The sequence below is a fragment of the Bartonella tribocorum CIP 105476 genome, assembly GCF_000196435.1.
Lineage (GTDB): Bacteria > Pseudomonadota > Alphaproteobacteria > Rhizobiales > Rhizobiaceae > Bartonella > Bartonella tribocorum.
The window spans coordinates 948904-970510 of record NC_010161.1; the positions used below are offsets into that span (position 1 = coordinate 948904).

The following is a 21607-nucleotide window of genomic DNA, read 5'->3' on the forward strand; positions in this document are numbered from 1 at the left end:
TATGAGCAGGAAATTTGTACAGAATTGTATTTATTCTGTTGACAGATACAATCGTAATCGTCATAACCACTTCGCAATCAGATTGAATTGAATGGGTATTCGAGATGATTGTCGTGATGCCTCATCGCGCGACTTTGCCGGTGTAATGGAGGGGTGCCCGAGTGGTTAAAGGGGGCGGACTGTAAATCCGTTGCGTATGCTACGTTGGTTCGAATCCAACCCCCTCCACCATTCATCGAAGGAGAGTTAGTAAGTGAGTCATGCGGGTATAGCTCAATGGTAGAGCAGCAGCCTTCCAAGCTGAATATGCGGGTTCGATTCCCGCTACCCGCTCCAAATGGTTGTTGATGATTAGGCAAATAGGTATGATGGAAGATATTCCATTATTCAAAGTGGGCGGGATTTCTCGTCTAAGGGTTGTGGTGATTGGGCTTGGTGTACGGTCCAGTTGGATTCAGTTCTGCAGATCTTTTTTAGGTGCTAACAAAGATAGAGAAAAAACAAGAGATTAATAGCGATGGCGAAGAGCAAATTTGAACGTACAAAACCGCATGTTAATATAGGTACGATTGGTCACGTTGATCATGGAAAGACTTCGTTGACAGCAGCGATTACGAAATTTTTTGGTGAGTTTAAAGCATATGATCAAATTGATGCAGCACCAGAAGAGCGTGCACGTGGGATTACCATTTCTACAGCCCACGTTGAGTATGAAACGGAAAATCGTCACTATGCCCACGTTGATTGTCCAGGACACGCCGATTATGTGAAAAACATGATCACTGGAGCCGCGCAGATGGATGGTGCCATTCTGGTTGTTTCTGCGGCTGATGGTCCAATGCCTCAGACACGTGAGCATATTTTGCTTGCTCGTCAGGTTGGTGTTCCTGCGATCGTTGTTTTTCTTAATAAAGTTGATCAGGTTGATGATAGCGAACTTTTGGATCTTGTAGAGCTTGAGGTTCGGGAACTTTTATCCAAATATGATTTTCCAGGTGATGATGTGCCAATTGTTAAAGGTTCAGCGTTGGCTGCTCTTGAGGACAAGGATAAAAGCATTGGTGAAGATGCGGTTCGTCTGTTAATGAGTGAAGTTGATAAGTATATTCCAACCCCTGAGCGTCCTGTTGATCAGCCATTTTTGATGCCGATAGAAGATGTTTTTTCGATTTCAGGTCGTGGGACGGTTGTTACAGGTCGTGTTGAGCGTGGTGTTATTAAAGTTGGGGAAGAAATCGAGATTATCGGTATTCGTCCAACGTCTAAGACAACAGTCACGGGTGTTGAAATGTTCCGCAAGCTTTTAGATCAAGGGCAAGCGGGTGATAATATCGGTGCTCTTCTTCGTGGTGTTGATCGTGAAGGGATTGAGCGAGGTCAAGTATTGGCGAAGCCCGGATCTGTTACACCTCATACACGATTTAAGGCAGAGGCTTACATTTTGACGAAGGATGAAGGCGGTCGTCATACACCGTTTTTCACGAATTATCGTCCACAGTTTTACTTCCGTACGACGGATGTTACGGGTATTGTCACGCTTCCAGAAGGAACGGAGATGGTTATGCCAGGGGATAATGTTGCAATGGATGTGTCTCTGATTGTTCCAATAGCGATGGAAGAGAAACTTCGTTTTGCTATTCGTGAAGGTGGTCGTACTGTTGGTGCCGGTATCGTCTCTAAAATCATTGAATAAATAATGCTTGCTGAAAGGTTACTAAAGGTGTTTTAGTTTTGAGAGTTAGGGGTATAGCTCAGTTGGTAGAGCGGCGGTCTCCAAAACCGCAGGTCGCGGGTTCAAGTCCTGCTGCCCCTGCCAAAGGGGATGGGGTTTTAGATATGGGGGTGGGTTTTGCTGCCTTTTTGCTTTTTTTTATAGGGGGCTTGTTTTTTTGTGTGTGAAACGCTATTGAATTAAGAATTAGAAAATTGCATCAGTTTGGAAATTGGCTTTTGTGTTTTTTCGTATTTGTTTTGTTGGATAAAACACAACCTAAAACACAGTGAGACTAGAAGAGAGTATATTAGGGCTAGAGAGAGTATAGTGTGACGATGGCATCTAAAACCAATCCAATTGCCTTTTTGAAGCAGGTTTATGCAGAAACAGTTAAAGTGAAGTGGCCTACGCGTCGCGAGACGGTTATTTCTACTATTATGGTTTTGTTGGTAACGGCGTTGGCTTCAGCTTTCTTTTTTATTGTGGATCAGGTTATGCATTTTGGTGTTTGGCGGGTTATTGATCTTCTGAAATATCTTTTTGGTTGAGAATGTAAGGAAGTGTGACTGTGGCGGCTCGTTGGTATATTGTTCAGGCATATTCGAATTTTGAAAAGAAAGTAGCGGAAGCTATTGATAAGGAGGCGAAGCAAAAAGGACTTGATCATCTGTTTGAAAAGATTTTTGTTCCAACGGAACGTGTTGTAGAGGTTCGTCGTGGACGCAAAGTTGATACTGAACGAAAGTTTTTTCCTGGTTATGTTCTTGTTCGTGCTGAATTAACAGATGAGGTTTATCATCTTATTAAGAATACGCCTAAGGTGACAGGTTTTTTAGGGTCGGATGCCCGTCCTGTCCCCATTTCTGATCGAGAGGTTGATCAAATTCTCAAACAAGTTCAGGAAGGGGTTGAATCTCCAAAGTCTTCTGTGTTGTTTGAGGTTGGAGAACAAGTTCGCGTTGCTGATGGTCCTTTTGTTTCGTTTAATGGAGTTGTTCAAGAGGTTGAGGAAGAGCGCTCTCGTCTTAAGGTTGAAGTGCTCATTTTTGGGCGTCCTACGCCTGTTGATTTGGAATTTGGTCAGGTTGAGAAACTCTGATTAAACTTAGGGTAGTTTTGATTACTTTAAGGAAGGAGTGGGAGGTGATTTACGGCTTTTGTCGGCTTAATGATCCGAACCACATGACTGCAGCGGGTAGCGAGTAAGATAAATTGTTAGCATACCAGTGAAATTGAAGGCAGATTATTATGGCAAAGAAAAGTATAGGTCAGCTCAAGTTGCAGGTTCCTGCAGGGGCTGCTACTCCGTCTCCACCGATTGGTCCGGCTCTTGGACAACGTGGTATTAATATCATGGAATTTTGTAAGGCGTTTAATGCAGCGACACAAGAAATGGAAAAGGGGGCACCGATTCCAGTTGTTATTACGTATTACCAAGATAAGTCTTTCACATTTTCTCTCAAGACACCTCCTGTATCATTCTTTTTAAAGAAAGAAGCACAACTGAAATCTGGTTCAAAAGAGCCTGGTAAAGTGTCCGTAGGAAGTATCTCTCGCGATAAAATTCGTTCGATTGCGGAATCAAAGATGAAAGATCTTAATGCAAATGACATTGAGGCAGCAATGCGTATGGTTGAAGGTTCTGCGCGCTCGATGGGCTTGGAAGTGGTGGGCTAATGTTATGGCAAAAGTAGCAAAGAGAATAAAAAATATCCGCAAAGATGTTGATTTTAATCAACTTTACGCTTTGAATGATGCCGTTTCAATGGTTAAGGAGCGTGCCGTAGCTAAGTTTGATGAAACAATTGAAATTTCAATGAACTTGGGTGTTGATCCTCGTCATGCTGATCAGATGGTTCGAGGTGTTGCGCATTTGCCTAATGGAACGGGGCGAAATATTCGTGTTGCCGTTTTTGCTCGTGGTGATAAGGCTGAGGAAGCTAAGGCAGCAGGAGCTGATATTGTGGGTGCTGAAGATTTGTTTGAAAGTATTAATGGGGGAGTGATTGACTTTGATCGTTGTATTGCAACACCAGACATGATGCCTCTTGTTGGTCGTCTTGGTAAGATTCTTGGTCCACGGAGTTTGATGCCAAATCCGAAAGTTGGTACTGTAACACTTGATGTTGCCGGTGCAGTCAAAGCTTCTAAAGGGGGAGCTGTCGAGTTTCGTGTTGAAAAAGCTGGTATTGTGCATGCTGGTATCGGGAAGGCTTCTTTTGGCGTTGAAAAAATCGTGGAAAATATTAAAGCCTTTGCAAGTGCAGTTATTAAAGCAAAACCGCAAGGTGCAAAGGGTGAGTATATTAAGCGCGTTGCTGTTTCTTCAACTATGGGAGTTGGTGTTAAAGTTGATCCAGCAACGGTTCGTTCAGAGTCAGTATAAGCTGATTTATAATTTTTTTTTGAGGTAAGTGACGAACAAAATTATATTTTAAATGCCGGTTTTGACTGGCATTTAGCTATCTAAGCTTTATAGAGCTTAGGTTGTACCGGGAGAAATTCCGGAATATCCTGTCCGAGATTGTAGGTGATGCTTTAGGTATCTTAATCAAAAAAAACCTGCATGAGACTGGTGTAAAAACTGAGAGTTAAAAGACTTAAAGGGTTTGAACCAAGGTTGCCTTTGAACGCTGTGCGTGAAAAAGGGGACAGGATCCTCATCGGTGACATGAAGTATTTTATGTTATCAAAGGTAACCAACAGGTTTGTTTTAAGCAAATCTGTTAAATGGAGAGAGACAGTGAATAGAGCGGAAAAACGCGAATTTGTTACATGGCTTAACGAGGCTTTTCAAAAGTCTGGTTCTGTTGTTGTTGCACATTATTCCGGTCTGACAGTTTCACAGATGAACGATTTGCGTTCGAAAATGGGTGAAGCTGGCGGTGCCGTTAAAGTCGCCAAAAACCGTCTTGCTAAAATCGCTCTTCAGGGCACGGAATCTGAATCAATAGCGGGTTTGTTTACAGGACAAACCCTTATTGCTTATTCAGAAGATCCAATCACAGCACCAAAAGTTGCTGTTGATTTTGCAAAAAGCAATGACAAATTTGTCATCCTTGGCGGTTCAATGGGTGCAACAAGTTTAACTGTAGATGCTGTGAAGTCATTGGCTTCATTGCCTTCATTAAACGAGTTGCGGGCAAAACTTGTGGGTATGATTTCTACCCCTGCGACCCGTATTGCACAGGTTGTTAATGCACCTGCAGGTCAGGTTGCACGTGTCATTGGAGCATATGCTCAGGAGGATAAGGCGGCTTAAGGCTGTTTGTATTCACGTTGATGGAAGAGCTTTAAAGCTTTTCTGTTTTTTTGAATAAGTTTTAATAATGGTTCAAATCTTTTAATTAAAGGAATTTAAAAATGGCTGATCTAGCGAAGATCGTAGAAGACCTTTCTAATCTAACCCTTTTGGAAGCTGCTGAGCTTTCTAAGTTACTTGAAGAAAAGTGGGGCGTTTCGGCTGCTGCTCCTGTCGCTGTTGCTGCTGTTGCTGGTGCTGCTGCTCCAGCTGCTGAAGAAAAAACAGAATTTGATGTTATTCTTGTTGAAGGTGGCGCACAAAAAATTAATGTTATTAAAGAAGTTCGTGCTCTTACGGGACTTGGTCTTAAAGAAGCAAAAGATCTGGTTGAAGGAGCACCTAAGCCTATTAAAGAAGGCGCTTCTAAAGAAGAGGCGGAAAAAATTAAATCTCAACTTGAAGCAGCTGGTGCTAAAGTTGAACTTAAATAAATTTAATTTTATCGGCGAACATTGATGTTCGCCGATTTTCTTTCTTTAAAAAGAGAGAAAGTAAAGAGTAAAAAAACTTTTACCAACGGTTTAATTACAGTAGTGGGTATAGGGTTGGATTACTCATCTCTCATCATAGAGCCAAGTCAAAAAAAGGCTTGTGTTGGTGAGGAAAGTTAACGATGCTCATTATTGGGTGTCAAGTGAACTGATCTGCATATGCAGGTTAATGATATAAGGCTTTCAAGGTTGGTCTACCTTGAAGAGTAAGGATCAAGGAGCGACGATGGCTCAGACTCACGCAATGATGTCTCAATTCAATGGTCGTAAGCGGGTGCGCAAATTTTTTGGTAAGATTCCTGAAGTAGCAGAGATGCCGAATCTTATTGAGGTTCAAAAAGCGTCATATGATCAGTTTCTCATGATTGAGGAACCAAAAGGTGGACGACCAGATGAAGGTTTGCAAGCTGTTTTTAAATCGGTATTTCCTATTTCCGATTTTTCCGGTACAGCGATGCTTGAGTTTGTTGGTTATGAATTTGATTTACCAAAATTTGATGTTGAAGAATGTCGTCAACGTGATTTAACTTATGCTGCCCCATTAAAGGTCATATTGCGTTTGATTGTTTTTGATATTGATGAGGATACTGGCTCCAAAGATATCAAAGACATTAAAGAGCAGGGCGTTTATATGGGCGATATGCCTTTAATGACGACCAATGGTACCTTTATTGTTAATGGTACGGAACGAGTTATTGTTTCTCAGATGCATCGTTCTCCTGGTGTCTTTTTTGACCACGATAAAGGGAAGTCCCATTCATCGGGAAAACTGCTTTTTGCTGCTCGTGTTATTCCGTATCGTGGCTCTTGGCTGGATATTGAGTTTGATGCTAAGGACATCATTTATGCGCGTATTGACCGGCGGCGCAAGATCCCTGTTACCAGTCTTTTAATGGCCCTAGGTATGGATGGGTCGGATATTTTGTCAACGTTTTATGATAAGGTAACTTATGAGCGTGATGGAGAAGGATGGCGTGTTCCTTATTCTGTTGATCGTTTTAAAGGAATGAAGCTCATTTCCGACCTTATAGATGCAGATAGTGGTGAAGTTGTTGCAGAAGCCGGTAAAAAGCTAACAGTTCGCACCGCAAAATCTTTAGCAGAAAAGGGACTTAAGGCGGTTAAAGTTAGTGAAGATGATTTATTAGGGTGTTATCTTGCCGAGGATATTGTCAATTACGAGACAGGTGAGATTTACCTTGAAGCTGGTGATGAAATTGACGAAAAAGTATTAAAAATTTTGCTTGATGTTCGTGCTGATCAAATCAATATCCTTGATATTGATCACATGAATATTGGCGCCTATATCCGCAATACTTTAAAGGTGGATAAAAATGAAAGTCGACAGGATGCATTGTTTGATATTTACCGAGTAATGCGCCCAGGTGAGCCTCCAACAATCGATACAGCAGAAGCAATGTTCCATTCATTGTTTTTTGATCCAGAGCGTTATGATCTTTCGGCCGTTGGACGTGTTAAGATGAATTTGCGTATGGATCTTGATTGTCCAGATACCGTTCGCGTTTTACGTCAAGAGGATATTCTTGCTGTTGTTAAGATGTTGGTTGAGTTGCGTGATGGCCGTGGTGAAATTGATGATATTGATAATCTTGGCAATCGTCGTGTTCGTTCCGTTGGGGAGTTGATGGAAAATCAATATCGCATTGGTTTGCTGCGTATGGAGCGTGCGATAAAAGAGCGTATGTCATCGGTTGAAATTGATACAGTTATGCCGCAGGATTTGATCAATGCAAAGCCTGCTGCAGCAGCAGTTCGTGAGTTTTTTGGATCTTCACAATTGTCGCAGTTTATGGATCAAACCAATCCATTGTCGGAAATCACCCATAAGCGTCGTCTTTCTGCTCTTGGCCCAGGGGGGTTGACTCGTGAACGTGCGGGCTTTGAAGTTCGTGACGTCCATCCTACCCATTATGGTCGTATTTGTCCGATTGAAACACCAGAAGGTCCCAATATTGGTCTGATTAATTCCTTAGCAACATTTGCTCGGGTTAACAAATATGGTTTTATTGAAAGCCCGTATCGTAAAATTATTGATGGTAAAGTTACCAAAGAAGTTATTTATCTTTCAGCAATGGAAGAAGCAAAGCATTATGTTGCTCAAGCAAATTCTTCATTAGATAGTGAAGGACGTTTTACAGAAGAGTTTGTTGTTTGCCGTCATGCTGGTGAAGTTTTAATGGCGCCGCGCGATCATGTTGATTTGATGGATGTTTCACCAAAACAGTTGGTTTCAGTTGCAGCTGCGCTTATTCCCTTTTTGGAAAATGATGATGCGAATCGTGCACTGATGGGATCAAACATGCAGCGTCAGGCAGTTCCTCTTGTACGTGCTGAAGCACCATTTGTTGGTACGGGAATGGAAGCTGTTGTTGCACGAGATTCAGGAGCTGCTGTAAGTGCAAAACGCAGTGGTATTGTTGATCAAGTTGATGCGACCCGTATTGTTATCCGTGCAACAGAAGATTTAGATCCTTCAAAATCAGGTGTTGATATTTATCGCTTACAAAAATTTCAGCGTTCTAATCAATCCACTTGTATTAATCAGCGTCCTCTTGTGCATGTCGGTGATCGGGTAGAGAAGGGGGATATCATCGCAGATGGTCCATCGACGGATCTTGGTGATTTGGCTCTTGGGCGGAATGTTCTTGTCGCCTTCATGCCTTGGAATGGATATAACTACGAAGATTCCATTTTGTTATCTGAGCGCATTGTTGCGGATGATGTGTTTACTTCAATTCATATTGAGGAATTTGAAGTGGCAGCACGGGATACAAAACTTGGGCCTGAGGAAATTACGCGTGATATTCCTAATGTTGCGGAAGAGGCATTAAGGAATCTTGATGAAGCTGGCATTATTTATATTGGTGCTGAAGTTCAACCGGGTGATATTTTGGTTGGAAAGATTACACCAAAGGGTGAGAGTCCCATGACACCGGAAGAAAAACTTCTGCGTGCAATTTTTGGTGAAAAGGCATCTGATGTTCGTGATACTTCTATGCGTATGCCTCCTGGGACGTTTGGTACTGTTGTTGAGGTTCGCGTTTTTAATCGCCATGGTGTGGAAAAAGATGAGCGCGCTATGGCAATTGAGCGTGAAGAAATTGAGCGTTTAGCAAAAGACCGTGATGATGAACAGTCCATTCTTGATCGTAATGTTTATGCGCGTCTTACTGATATGTTGACCGGTAAAGTCGCTGTAGAAGGTCCGAAAGGCTTTTCGGAGAGCAAAAAGCTTGATAGTACGGTGATGGGGCGTTATCCACGTTCGCAGTGGTGGCAATTTGCTGTTGAGGATGAAAAGCTTCAAAATGAAATTGAAGCTTTGCGTAAGCAGTATGATGAATCAAAAGAAGCATTACAACGTCGCTTTATGGATAAAGTTGAAAAGGTCCAAAGAGGCGATGAAATGCCTCCTGGTGTCATGAAAATGGTAAAGGTTTTTGTGGCTGTGAAGCGTAAAATCCAACCAGGTGATAAGATGGCGGGACGTCACGGGAATAAGGGTGTTGTTTCACGTATTCTTCCCGTAGAAGATATGCCCTTTCTTGAAGATGGAACGCATGCTGATATCGTCTTAAATCCGCTTGGTGTGCCTAGCCGTATGAATGTTGGGCAAATTCTTGAGACGCATCTTGGTTGGGCATGTGCGGGGATGGGCAAAAAGATTGGTGATTTGTTGGAGTTATATCAAGAGACTGGTGATATACTTCCTTTACGTCAGCGTATTGAAAATCTTATGCCTGATGATAATCATAATGAACCTGTTCGTCAGTATGATAACGAAAGCCTTTATAAATTGGCACTTCAGATGAAGAAAGGGGTTTCAATTGCAACGCCTGTTTTTGATGGAGCACATGAATCTGATATCAACATGATGCTGGAAGATGCGGGGCTAGATAGTTCAGGGCAGGTTACGCTTTATGATGGTCGCACAGGAGAACCTTTTGATCGTCCAGTAACGGTGGGGTATATTTACATGTTGAAATTGCATCACCTTGTTGATGATAAGATTCATGCACGTTCTATTGGTCCTTATTCACTTGTTACCCAGCAGCCATTGGGAGGAAAGGCACAGTTTGGTGGACAACGTTTTGGTGAAATGGAGGTGTGGGCACTTGAAGCTTATGGTGCTGCATACACTTTGCAGGAGATGTTGACAGTAAAATCGGATGATGTTGCTGGTCGGACGAAAGTTTATGAAGCGATTGTGCGTGGTGATGATACATTTGAAGCCGGTATCCCTGAGAGCTTTAATGTGTTGGTAAAAGAAATGCGTTCACTCGCTCTTAATGTAGAGCTTGATGATGCGCGTGAACTTATTGCACAGCGTGTTTTATCTGATAGGGTAGAACAATAATTCAAGGAGCGCACTAGAAACGAGTGCGCTCTGATTACTTTAAGAGGCTCAATAACCTTATTCGGATCATATAGGTCATTTTTAAAAGTCAATGTATTTTAAAGAAGATCTGTTATAAAATGAAAAAGAGATATTACAACAGGTTCTAAGAATCTTTGAAGGAGAACAGCATGAACCACGAGGTCATGAATCTTTTCAATCCTCAAGCGCCAGCGCAAACATTTGACTCTATTCGTATTTCCATTGCGAGTCCTGAGAAGATTTTATCTTGGTCGTATGGTGAGATTAAGAAGCCTGAGACTATTAATTATCGAACTTTTAAACCAGAGCGGGATGGTCTTTTTTGTGCGCGTATATTTGGCCCTATTAAGGACTATGAATGTCTATGCGGCAAATATAAACGCATGAAATATAAGGGCATTATTTGTGAAAAATGTGGTGTGGAAGTTACTCTTTCGCGCGTACGTCGTGAGCGTATGGGGCATATTGAGCTTGCCGCACCTGTTGCACACATATGGTTTCTTAAATCGTTGCCAGGTCGTATTTCTACACTTTTAGATTTAACTTTAAAAGATATCGAGCGGGTTCTTTATTTTGAGAATTATATTGTAACCGAGCCAGGGTTGACATCTCTTAAACTCCACCAGCTTCTTTCTGAAGAAGAATATATGCTTGCTATTGATGAGTTTGGAGAAGATCAATTTACAGCTATGATTGGTGCTGAGGCTATTTATGAGCTTTTAGCGGGGATGGAGTTGGATAAAATTGCCAATGATTTGCGTCTCGAATTAGCGGAAACAACTTCAGAGTTAAAACAGAAAAAATTAATTAAACGGCTTAAGATCGTTGAAAATTTTCTTGAATCTGGGAATAAACCAGAGTGGATGATTATGAAAACAATTCCGGTTATTCCACCGGATTTGCGTCCATTGGTTCCACTTGATGGTGGACGTTTTGCGACATCAGATCTAAATGATCTTTATCGACGTGTTATCAATCGTAATAACCGCTTGAAACGGCTGATTGAATTGCGTGCTCCTGGGATTATCGTGCGTAATGAAAAGCGTATGGTGCAAGAAGCTGTTGACGCATTGTTTGATAACGGACGGCGTGGGCGTGTGATTACGGGAGCCAATAAACGTCCGTTAAAATCTCTTTCAGATATGTTAAAGGGGAAGCAAGGCCGTTTTCGTCAAAACCTGCTTGGAAAGCGTGTTGATTATTCGGGGCGCTCTGTTATCGTGACAGGTCCTGAATTAAAATTACATCAATGTGGTCTTCCCAAAAAAATGGCCCTTGAATTATTTAAGCCTTTTATTTATGCACGGCTTGATGCGAAAGGGTATTCCTCAACTGTAAAACAAGCAAAAAAGCTTGTTGAGAAAGAGCATCCAGAAGTTTGGGATATCTTAGATGAGGTTATTCGTGAACATCCTGTTTTACTCAATCGTGCGCCAACATTGCACCGTTTGGGGATTCAGGCTTTTGAACCTATCTTAATTGAAGGAAAGGCTATCCAACTTCATCCATTGGTATGTACCGCTTTTAATGCGGATTTTGATGGAGATCAGATGGCTGTTCACGTTCCACTTTCTCTTGAAGCACAGCTTGAAGCCCGTGTTTTGATGATGTCGACCAATAATATTCTTCATCCAGCTAATGGTGCCCCCATTATTGTTCCATCACAGGATATGGTTCTTGGACTTTATTATCTCTCGATTGTTTCTGAAAAAGAACCCGGTGAGGGAATGGCTTTTTCTGATATAGGTGAGCTTCATTATGCCTTAGAAAATAAGGTCGTAACGCTTCATACGAAGATTAAGGGCCGTGTTAAGAATATGGGCAAGGATGGAAAAGAAGTTGCTAAACTTTATGATACAACACCTGGTCGTTTGATTATCGGTGAGCTTTTGCCCAGAAATCCGAATATCTCATTTGATATTGTCAATCAAGAAATGACAAAAAAGAATATTTCTAAAATGATTGATTATGTTTATCGCCACTGTGGACAAAAGGAGACGGTTATTTTTTGTGACCGTATTATGCAGCTTGGTTTTTCTTATGCTTGTCGTGCAGGAATTTCATTCGGTAAGGATGATATGGTTATCCCTGATAGCAAGTCACGTTTGGTTGCAGAAACAGAAGCTTTGGCTAAAGAATACGAACAGCAATACAATGATGGTTTGATTACACAAGGTGAAAAATACAATAAGGTTGTAGACGCTTGGGGTAAATGTACAGACCGTGTTGCGGATGAAATGATGAAACGAATTCAAGCCGTCGATTTTGATCCTAAAACCGGTCGTCAACGGCCTATGAATTCGATTTATATGATGTCGCACTCTGGTGCTCGTGGCTCTGCTAACCAGATGAGACAATTGGCTGGTATGCGTGGATTAATGGCAAAACCATCGGGTGAAATTATTGAAACACCTATTATTTCCAATTTTAAGGAAGGTCTAACTGTTAACGAATACTTTAACTCTACACATGGTGCGCGTAAAGGGCTTGCTGATACTGCGTTAAAAACGGCGAACTCTGGTTATCTCACACGGCGTCTTGTTGATGTTGCACAGGATGCTATTATTTCAGCCGTTGATTGTGGTACGGCAAAAGGGCTTACCATGCAGCCAATTGTTGATGCAGGACAAATTGTTGCCTCCCTTGGGCAAAGAATTCTTGGTCGTACAGCCCTTGTTGATATTTTACATCCTGTCTCTGGAGAGGTTATTCTTGAAGGTGGAGCGATGATTGAGGAGGCTGATGTCGCAAAGATTGAAGAAGCCGGAATTCAATCTGTTCAAATTCGTTCTGCTTTAACCTGTGAAACACGTCTTGGTGTTTGTGCAAAATGCTATGGTCGTGATTTGGCGCGTGGTACACCGGTTAATCAGGGAGAAGCGGTTGGTGTTATTGCTGCTCAGTCAATTGGTGAGCCGGGAACACAGCTAACTATGCGTACTTTCCACTTAGGAGGAACTGCGCAGGTTGTTGATTCATCGTATTTAGAAGCCTCTTATGAAGGTACGGTAGAGATTCGTAATCGTAATGTGGCGCGTAACTCTGAAGGCCATTTGGTTGTTATGGGGCGTAATATGGCTATTCTTATCAAGGATGAGTTAGGAAAAGAGCGCGTTGTGCATCGTATTAGCTATGGAGCACATATTTTTGTTGATGATGGTGATGTGGTTAAACGTGGCCAACGTATAGCGGAATGGGATCCTTATACACGTCCAATTTTGACGGAAGTTGAAGGCTATGTGGGTTTTGAAGATATGGTTGATGGTTTATCGGTCACTGAAACAGCTGATGAATCGACGGGGATTACAAAGCGTTTGGTGATTGATTGGCGCGCTAATCCACGTGGTGCAGAGCTCAAACCAGCTATTATTATCCACGCGGATAAAGAAGGTAAATCCATTGCTAAATTGTATAAAGGAGGTGAAGCCCGTTATATGATGTCGGTGGAAACTATTCTTTCTGTCGAACTTGGTGCTCATGTTAAAGCGGGTGATGTTATTGCTCGTTTGCCAATGGAAAGTGCCAAGACGAAAGATATTACGGGCGGTCTACCACGGGTGGCAGAGCTTTTTGAAGCGCGTCGTCCAAAAGATCATGCGATTATTGCTGAAGTCAGTGGTACAATTCGATTTGGCCGCGGTTATAAGAATAAACGCCGTATTATTATTGAACCAAATGATGAAACTCTTGAGCCAGTAGAATATTTGATTCCAAAAGGTAAGTTGTTTCACTTCCAAGAAGGCGATCAAATTGAAAAGGGTGATTATATCCTTGATGGTAATCCAGCCCCTCATGATATTTTGGCGATTAAGGGTGTTGAAGCTTTGGCATCTTACCTTGTTAATGAAATTCAGGAGGTTTATCGTTTGCAGGGTGTTCTTATCAATGACAAGCACATTGAAGTGATTGTTCGCCAAATGTTGCAAAAAGTTGAAATTACTGAATCAGGAGATTCTGGTTATATTCCAGGTGATAATGTTGATCGTATTGAACTTGATGAAATCAATGATAATTTAATTGCAGAAGGGAAGAAACCCGCATCTGGTAATCCCATTCTTCTTGGAATTACAAAAGCTTCTCTTCAAACGCCTTCTTTCATTTCTGCGGCATCGTTTCAGGAAACAACGCGTGTTCTGACCGAAGCAGCGGTTTCTGGTAAAATTGATACTTTGCAAGGACTTAAAGAAAACGTTATTGTTGGCCGTCTTATTCCTGCTGGTACAGGGGGCACGATTTCTCAAATCCGTCGTATTGCAGCAGTTCGTGATGATTTGATTGTAGATGAGCAACGTAAGTCTAGTAATAACGAAGTGGCCAAAGCTATGTTGACAAATATGACAGCTGAATCCGTTTCTAAATAATTTAAAGACAATATCACATGATATAAGAACGTCTGAATAAGGAAGTTCAGACGTTTTTTATTTCAAAATATGGAAGTTGCATATTTCCCTGAAAAATATATTAATAAAAAATTATATGCTGATAGTGTTTCAAATATTCTTAGTCATTTATTATTTGGTAATGATGCTTATCTTTTTTGTTGCTTCATTTTAAAGTTTTCTTATGTCTGAAGACAGTATAGAAATTTTTTCCAAGACATATGAAGTCTAGAAGCCATATTTCAAGAAAAAGAGAGGATTCTCTACAAGTGAGATAATGACTAATTTCAAATTTTAAGAAAGTTTTTGATTGATATCTTCTATAAAGATTTAAAAGGTCTTATAATGAAAGACAAATAGTCTTTTCTGTAATCTAAAAAATAATTGTTTTTTTCTATTATAATATTTCTATGATAAGCATGTGAGCCTTTATATTTAGAGTGCGGGAAAGTAGAGGATAGAATGCTTAACTAAATTTTTATAAAAAAATAGAAATATTTCTCATAACAATGTGGTCTATGAAGACAGAATGATAAAACGTACGAATATTATTCAATTGGAGAATTGTGACGTGTGAGTTTTCAATAACAGCTCGAACTCTGCGTTATTATGAAGAAGAGGGGCTTCTTATTCCTTTCAGACGTGGAAGTACACGACTTTATACACAAACGGATCGTCATAAGTTAAAACAAATACTGCGTGCTAAAAGAGTTAAATTTTCATTGTCTGGAATATCTGATATGTTGGCTATAGTTGGAAAACCACCTGATGATGAAAAAAGCTGAAGAAATTAATTGCAGGAATTCACAAAAAAACGAGCTGATTTAAAGAAGATGCAGCATGATATTGATGATCTTCTACAGGATTTAGGATGAATTGAGGAGATTTTTTTTGAGAGCTTAGCGGAGTTGGGGGGTAATCGTTGATTATGAAATTCATTTCATCTACTTTTAGACAATTTTCTTGCTATTAAAAGAGATAGGTCGTGCACTCCTAGTGGGGGGTGAGGGCTTTAACGCTGCATGAGATGTGTAAGACATTTGAAGAAATAGAGCGTGTGAAAAAAAAGCAAAAAAGATATTTTCGCAATATATTGTTCTTGGTAGATAAGAAATATTTTTCATAAAGAAAGTAAAGACAATGGCAGTTTCCCCCATGAGTATTTTTCAATCTATTTTGTCGCGAAAGTCAATTCGCGCTTTTACTGATCAGCCAGTGAGTCTGGAAACAATCAAAGAAATCTTAAAATTTGCAGCCCGTGCACCATCTGGAACAAATATTCAGCCATGGCAAGTGATTGTGCTCACGGGAAGTGTATTGCAGAAAGTAGGGCAAGAGCTTTCACAACTTGTGCTTTCAGGTGTAAAAGGAGAGCGTGAATATCAGTATTATCCACGTCAGTGGCGTGAGCCTTATCTTTCAAGGCGTCGCAAAGTTGGTTTGGATCTTTATCAGAGTCTTGGAATTCAAAAAGGTGATGAAGAAAAAATGCTTCATCAAAAGGCGCGAAATTTTTTATTTTTCGATGCACCTGTAGGATTCTTGTTTACAATGGATCACGACATGGAAATGGGGAGTTGGCTTGATTTGGGCATGTTTATGCAGACTATCATGTTAGCAGCACGTGGATTCGGATTAGATACTTGCCCCCAAGCAGCTTTTGCTGATTATCATAAACAGATTCGTATACTTTTATCGATTCCTTCTGATCGTCATATTATCTGTGGTATGGCACTTGGTTATCGCGATATGAATGCTCCAGAAAACAATTTCAAGACAGAACGAGAACCGTTAGAAAACTTTGTGCGTTTCATTGAAACATACCCATAAAATATTTTACATAATTAAGCATGTATTTTGAAGAACTTGCTGTATTATGAAAAATCTTTCCGGTAAGAATTCCACATTCTTATTGAATTCAGTATTGCATATTAACACTTATTTTACTACGCTTAGAAAATTAAGAGAGTGATGACTCTAGGGGCATTGTCCATTTTGAAGGTTGACTATGGAAAGCACTATAGAAAGAAAGTGTTGGGTGGTAGCAAGACGAGCGACATTCGTGTTTATTGCGGTTATTTTTTTAGTTTATCTCGCAATTTGATTTTAAACGGGACAAACGTTATGAAAGCGTATGCTCAAACCATACTAGAGTTTTGAGGTGATGCGTGTTTTTATCTGTTTTTGAACTTTTTAAAATTGGAATTGGTCCTTCTAGCTCACATACGATGGGGCCGATGACGGCTGCTAATATGTTTTTGCAAAAGATACGAGATTTTTCTCAATCATCCGATATTCAAGTTTCTCATGTACGTGTTTATCTTTACGGTTCTTTAGCTTTCACGGGTATTGGTCATGCGACAGATAGGGCTATTATATTAGGGCTTTTAGGAGAAAAGGCTTCTACTGTTGATCCTGATAATATGGAATTTCTGTTAGAAAAAGTTATCCGTGAAAAAAAAGTGCAACCAGAAGGCCATCCAGCTTATCAGTTTGATTTGCAATGTGATCTTATTTTTGAACGAAAAGAAATTTTACCTGGACATACGAATGGACTCGCATTTGAAGGACTTGATACGGATGGGAATGTTCTGTTGCGGCAGATTTATTATTCTATCGGTGGTGGCTTTGTTGTTACTGAGGATGAGTTAAGCCATATGAATGCTGATATGGTACCAGAAGCATTTGAGGTACCGTATCCCTTTGATTCTGCGCGTGCAATGTTATCAATGGCAGAAAAATCCGGACTTTCAATTGCTGAAATGAAGCGCTTAAATGAAGAAACAAAGATAGAGCGTTCTTCTTTGGATGCAGGGCTTGATGAAATTTTTTCAGCGATGACAAATTGCATTGATAGAGGTCTTTCACAAGAAGGTGAGTTGCCTGGTGGATTGCGTGTTCTAAGGCGTGCTAAAAAGCTGCATGAAACGCTTTTGGAGAATCAAAAGAAAAATTGCAATTATCCACTTTGGGCAAACGATTGGCTGTCAGTCTATGCTATGGCAGTCAATGAAGAAAATGCAGCAGGTGGTCGTGTTGTTACAGCACCAACAAATGGGGCTGCTGGTGTTGTCCCCGCAGTCTTGCGTTACTATCTTCAGTTTAATGATGATTCGGATCAAAAGGGAATACATAATTTTCTATTGACGGCAGCAGCTATCGGCGGTGTTATCAAACATAATGCCTCTATTTCTGGTGCAGAAGTTGGGTGCCAAGGTGAAGTTGGAGCGGCATCTTCAATGGCTGCAGCGGGCTTGACTGCAGCGTTAGGTGGAACACCGGCTCAAATTGAAAATGCAGCGGAAATTGCGCTTGAACATCATTTGGGAATGACGTGTGATCCGGTTGCAGGTCTTGTACAAGTTCCTTGTATTGAGCGTAATGCAATGGGGGCGGTTAAGGCAGTAACGGCTTCTTCTCTTGCATTACATGGTAATGGAAAACATTTTGTTTCTCTTGATGCTTGTATAGAGACAATGCGTCAGACGGGTCATGATATGAGTGAACGCTATAAAGAAACAAGTAAAGGTGGTCTTGCAGTGAACGCAATATCTTGTTAAGAGTGTGATCTCTTGTTAAGAACTAGAGTATTTTTTTTATCCATAACTGGACTCTTTGGGGAGGGCTCACGTTTTTCTTCCTAAGAAAGCTTGTATTTTTTTGTTGCTTATAAATCAAAATTCAAATTTAATTCAGCAGCATGCTTGAGATAAATTTGAAATGGGTTTGTGCTTTCTGAACGAGTAATAGCTTTTGCCTGCAAGATTGAGAAGAGAGTATTGCTTATATCTGCTTGATTTGTCTCAGAAATGGAAAAACAGTCTCATTGGGAAAAAGTAAAAAAAGCGTAAGGTAAAATGAGTGATCAATCTTTCATTACTCTCTAGCTGGATTTTATGGCTTTTAAAAGTTTTCGGAGCAATATCGTTTAAGGAATGAGGATTATACTCTAGTATCCAAGGCAAATTTGTTTTAAATTTAAACGATTGTGATGAGTTGTGAGAGAGCTTTAAAAGTTAAAAGTAAAGATCTTTGGACAGCTGATATGATAAAAAAATACCTTGAAAAGAAACTCTAATTTGCAATAATTAAGAGCTATCTCAGAAAATCTTATTCTCCAACTTTATTTATAAATCCTGTACTGTCCAAAAAAATTAAAATAAATAAAAATGTATACGCTAAAAAATATTTGTCAAAATTCTCATGAATGAGCAATCCAGTGGTTCTTTATCGTATGTGAAAGTTGTGACAGCATTAGAGAATGCGATAAATAAAAGCATGAGATAACGCATAATCTCCCTTATTTAAAGAATATTTCTTTAGATACTTTTGAAAGCCGTAAAGCTGAATTAAAAGGAGATGGCAAGGTTAGAGGATTTTAAAATTTCATATTCTTCCAACATTAGGTTTTCTGCTTGTTTTAGAGATTATACAAACAGAGATATGCAATATCGCTCTCATTTGGCATACCAAAAGCTGAAACAGCAGAAAAAGCACTAAGTCATCTGATATTTATCTCAAACATGCGGCTGCTTTGGGATTGAATATGATTTACAGGCAATAGAAAAAAAGCATGGGCTCTCTTAGGATTACAACTCCATACAACACAAAATTTATCAGCAATAGATTGAAGAGAAGAGCCTGCTTTTTATAAAAAACTTTGCGAAACAACAACCATACCATATTTGTCTTTGCGTTTGTTTATTATTACAGGCATTCGTACGCATACATTGCGTTATTGTGACAGTCAAATTGGGGATGAAATATTGGATAATTTCTGATGAAGGAATAAAAGTCAATGAGATGCTAAAGAAGAATTTTTTGTATCTTTATCATTAGAAGCAATGAAAATAATTAAAAAAGCTTGTTGCATCCCTAAAAGTGATTTTATTTTCATCGCTTCATCATTGTCCTATTTCACTTGCTGCTATGTTAAGGCATATGCAAAAAATAAATTATCATTATAAATTAAAATCGTATCATGATATTTAATTTGATAATTTATTTTACGTTTTTTTACCGCTAGCATTTGTATTTTAAAATTTTCTTTGTTAGTTGAAAGAAATAAAAGTAAAAGGACTTAAATTATTTTTTTACTAGAGTATTGATATTGTGGGGAGAATTGTCATCAAGGGGATTCTCTTTATTGTACTTTTACCATAACCTCTAAAGTGAAAAGCTTTGATCCCATGTAGAGGGCATTTTTTCAGAAAAATATCAAGGACACTTTTTGATATTAAATAAAAAATTGAGAAACATCTCGTATTTTTGTGTTCTAAAAAACAATTTGCTTGGAAGCTTGAAATATCATTAGGATCCTTGAAAAAGCTGTCAGTACAATTCCTACGATTTAAGAAAAAGGTATGTCTATTAAAGGACTTTCTGAGACTGTAGATAATGGTGCAATAATAAAATAATTTTTTAGAAAGGTTTGTAGAGTTAAATATTTGTTGCTCCTAGACGGATTTTAATAGGAACATTACCAGTTTGACTCGCAACACGTAAATGAATGCGTACAGGAGGCATCATGAGTCGACGGTTGCGCATTGTTTGACAAATGAGAAGATTAACAAGAGATTGTGTATCTAATGCAGTTGAATTATATTTTAAATCAGCAAGTTTTGCTGCAGCGGCATGAAGAGAACGTAATGAAAGGAAGGATGATTGCTTCAATAAATTTTCTTTTTCATGGAATGAAGCAAAAGCATTATCTGTCATAATACTATCCTTAACGCAAAATTCAAAAACTTTTAGTAGGCTACAGTATAGCAGTTAAAATTTGCTTTCTTTAATGTAGAACATGCATCAAATGCAGCTTTTTTTGATTGAAATCCTGTAAATCGAGCTCGATAATAACGCTGCCCATTCTTTTCAAACAGTTGCATATGTGAAGAGGTGTTCTTTAAAGTAGAAAAAGCTGTATTTTTTGCTTTTAAAAGCAGAGTATTTGCTTGTTCTTTACTAGGAAGAGAACCAATTTGGATAGCCCATCCGGCATTTGTAGATAAAGAAACATTTACAATTTTATGTGTCTCAACAGGTATAGTTTTTTGAGGATTAGGTATCGGTACAATGACCCTATTTACAGCCATTATTGCGATATTGGAGTTTTTAGGTTGTTCTGCAAATGCTGTCAACATAGTTGAAATTTCATCATCAACATTGCTTGAATCAGCTTTAATAGCCGGTATAGGAGTCTTTGCGCCAGTGGGTAATTGATAGTGTACAGAGGCCATTAAACGTTCCCCACTTTTCATTTGGTTTGCTTTGGGCAAATATTGATTCAATAAGCTCGCCATGTGCTCATCACGTGCAGTAGATGATTTACCTCCCATAACAACAGCGACGACAGAGCGCCCCTCAAGACGCATCGAAGTTGCTAAATTAGAACCTGACATTTGTGTGTAACCTGTTTTAATTCCATCGACACCTTTCATTACTTTGACGAGTTTATTGTGGCTATTAATCGTATGTCCACGGAAATTAAAACTTTTTGTTTTGAATAGTTTATATTGTTTTGGAAAATGTTGACGTAAGGCTAATGACAAAGTGGCTATATCTCGTGCCGTAGAATAATTTTGCACATCCGGAAGTCCTGAAGCATTGGCAAAATGTGTATGTTTCATGCCAAGTTTACGCGCTTTTGCTGTCATCATTCGAGCGAAATTTTTTTCACTTCCTCCAAGATACTCTGCAATGGCTGTAGCAACATCATTTGCAGATCTTGTAATGAGTGCTTTAGCGGCTGCTTCTGCAGAAATTGTTTGTCCTGCTTTAAATCCGATTTTTGTTGGTGGGCGCATTGCTGCATAATGCGAAACAGGAATTGGAGTATTAGGTGTCACACGGCGCATCTGCATAGCTTCAAACAGTAGGTACAATGTCATCATTTTTGTTAAGGAAGCAGGATAACGTTTCAGCGTTGCATTGGCTTGAAAAAGAGTTTTTCCCGTAGTGGCATCTATAACAATAGCTGCATACTTATCAGGATAGGCTCCTTGAGGTGTTGCAAATGCCCAACAGTAAGAAGAAACTAACATAATGAAAGAAATTGCTATCTTTTTATAGCAGCGCATAATTTTTTGATTGTTAATATACACTTGTCGTATCCTATTTCTCCATTTCCCCTGAAAAATATCTATACAGCTTCCTTTTCTGTAATGTGTTAATTTAGTCTAGACGAATGGTATTACTAATTTGTTTACAGAAGTTATTTTATGAATGATTTAAATCTTAATCATGGGAGGAAAGTCTTTTCTGATGCGAAAGAGGTATTGCAATAGTTTTGAAACAACTTAAAATTAATAAAAAATTTGCTCT

The 21607-nt window shown here is 39.6% G+C and carries 14 protein-coding genes and 3 tRNA genes; 15 read left to right on the top strand and 2 right to left on the bottom strand.

Annotated features, from left to right (window positions below):
• Positions 1 to 147: 147 nt before the first annotated feature.
• The 15 genes from BTR_RS04210 to BTR_RS04280 all read left to right on the top strand — a co-directional run bounded on the left by BTR_RS04210 (position 148) and on the right by BTR_RS04280 (position 17847).
• Positions 148 to 231 (top strand) — tRNA-Tyr (locus BTR_RS04210).
• Positions 232 to 262: 31 nt separating this feature from the next.
• Positions 263 to 336: transfer RNA gene (locus BTR_RS04215), tRNA-Gly, on the top strand.
• Between the two features lie 181 nt (positions 337 to 517).
• Entirely contained in the window at positions 518 to 1693 is a 1176-nt protein-coding gene (gene tuf, locus BTR_RS04220; RefSeq protein WP_012231465.1) for an elongation factor Tu, read from the top strand.
• A gap of 47 nt (positions 1694 to 1740) precedes the next feature.
• Positions 1741 to 1816: transfer RNA gene (locus BTR_RS04225), tRNA-Trp, on the top strand.
• A 233-nt stretch (positions 1817 to 2049) separates the two neighbouring features.
• Positions 2050 to 2262: a preprotein translocase subunit SecE gene (gene secE, locus BTR_RS04230; RefSeq protein ID WP_012231467.1), complete on the top strand. Its 213-nt coding sequence runs from the start codon at positions 2050 to 2052 to the stop codon at positions 2260 to 2262.
• A gap of 20 nt (positions 2263 to 2282) precedes the next feature.
• Positions 2283 to 2813 carry a transcription termination/antitermination protein NusG gene (gene nusG, locus BTR_RS04235; RefSeq protein WP_012231469.1) on the top strand — a complete coding sequence of 177 codons (531 nt, stop codon included), beginning with the start codon at positions 2283 to 2285 and terminating at the stop codon, positions 2811 to 2813.
• Between the two features lie 149 nt (positions 2814 to 2962).
• Positions 2963 to 3391, top strand: a complete 429-nt coding sequence (rplK, locus tag BTR_RS04240; RefSeq protein ID WP_012231471.1) for a 50S ribosomal protein L11 — start codon at positions 2963 to 2965, stop codon at positions 3389 to 3391.
• Positions 3392 to 3395: 4 nt separating this feature from the next.
• The gene (gene rplA, locus BTR_RS04245) at positions 3396 to 4100 is read left to right on the top strand and encodes a 50S ribosomal protein L1 (RefSeq protein ID WP_012231473.1); all 705 of its coding nucleotides are present in this window, start codon (positions 3396 to 3398) and stop codon (positions 4098 to 4100) included.
• 357 nt (positions 4101 to 4457) lie between these two features.
• Positions 4458 to 4976: a 50S ribosomal protein L10 gene (rplJ, locus tag BTR_RS04250; protein WP_012231475.1), complete on the top strand. Its 519-nt coding sequence runs from the start codon at positions 4458 to 4460 to the stop codon at positions 4974 to 4976.
• Between the two features lie 101 nt (positions 4977 to 5077).
• Complete coding sequence (rplL, locus tag BTR_RS04255; RefSeq protein ID WP_012231477.1) at positions 5078 to 5449, top strand: 50S ribosomal protein L7/L12; 372 nt, start codon at positions 5078 to 5080, stop codon at positions 5447 to 5449.
• A gap of 286 nt (positions 5450 to 5735) precedes the next feature.
• Positions 5736 to 9887, top strand: coding sequence for a DNA-directed RNA polymerase subunit beta (rpoB, locus tag BTR_RS04260; protein ID WP_012231479.1), 4152 nt, complete (start codon positions 5736 to 5738; stop codon positions 9885 to 9887).
• Between the two features lie 170 nt (positions 9888 to 10057).
• A complete protein-coding gene (gene rpoC, locus BTR_RS04265; RefSeq protein ID WP_012231481.1) occupies positions 10058 to 14269 on the top strand; it encodes a DNA-directed RNA polymerase subunit beta' in 4212 nt (1403 codons plus the stop codon).
• A gap of 584 nt (positions 14270 to 14853) precedes the next feature.
• Positions 14854 to 15072, top strand: coding sequence for a MerR family transcriptional regulator (locus BTR_RS04270; protein WP_012231483.1), 219 nt, complete (start codon positions 14854 to 14856; stop codon positions 15070 to 15072).
• 355 nt (positions 15073 to 15427) lie between these two features.
• On the top strand, positions 15428 to 16117 hold the full coding sequence (locus tag BTR_RS04275; RefSeq protein WP_012231485.1) for a nitroreductase: 690 nt from the start codon (positions 15428 to 15430) through the stop codon (positions 16115 to 16117).
• Between the two features lie 338 nt (positions 16118 to 16455).
• A complete protein-coding gene (locus BTR_RS04280) occupies positions 16456 to 17847 on the top strand; it encodes an L-serine ammonia-lyase (RefSeq protein ID WP_012231486.1) in 1392 nt (463 codons plus the stop codon).
• A gap of 1879 nt (positions 17848 to 19726) precedes the next feature.
• On the opposite strand, the gene BTR_RS04285 is transcribed toward BTR_RS04280, so the two are convergent.
• The gene (locus tag BTR_RS04285) at positions 19727 to 20005 is read right to left on the bottom strand and encodes a hypothetical protein (RefSeq protein ID WP_012231487.1); all 279 of its coding nucleotides are present in this window, start codon (positions 20003 to 20005) and stop codon (positions 19727 to 19729) included.
• 32 nt (positions 20006 to 20037) lie between these two features.
• Positions 20038 to 21387, bottom strand: a complete 1350-nt coding sequence (locus tag BTR_RS04290) for a D-alanyl-D-alanine carboxypeptidase (RefSeq protein WP_012231488.1) — start codon at positions 21385 to 21387, stop codon at positions 20038 to 20040.
• Positions 21388 to 21607: the final 220 nt, after the last annotated feature.

Coding starts and splice junctions, on each gene's coding strand:
- tuf (WP_012231465.1), top strand. CDS start 518: ATGGCGAAGAGCAAATTTGAACGTACAAAACCGCATGTTAATATAGGT.
- secE (WP_012231467.1), top strand. CDS start 2,050: ATGGCATCTAAAACCAATCCAATTGCCTTTTTGAAGCAGGTTTATGCA.
- rplK (WP_012231471.1), top strand. CDS start 2,963: ATGGCAAAGAAAAGTATAGGTCAGCTCAAGTTGCAGGTTCCTGCAGGG.
- rplA (WP_012231473.1), top strand. CDS start 3,396: ATGGCAAAAGTAGCAAAGAGAATAAAAAATATCCGCAAAGATGTTGAT.
- rplL (WP_012231477.1), top strand. CDS start 5,078: ATGGCTGATCTAGCGAAGATCGTAGAAGACCTTTCTAATCTAACCCTT.
- rpoB (WP_012231479.1), top strand. CDS start 5,736: ATGGCTCAGACTCACGCAATGATGTCTCAATTCAATGGTCGTAAGCGG.
- rpoC (WP_012231481.1), top strand. CDS start 10,058: ATGAACCACGAGGTCATGAATCTTTTCAATCCTCAAGCGCCAGCGCAA.
- BTR_RS04275 (WP_012231485.1), top strand. CDS start 15,428: ATGGCAGTTTCCCCCATGAGTATTTTTCAATCTATTTTGTCGCGAAAG.
- BTR_RS04285 (WP_012231487.1), bottom strand. CDS start 20,005: ATGACAGATAATGCTTTTGCTTCATTCCATGAAAAAGAAAATTTATTG.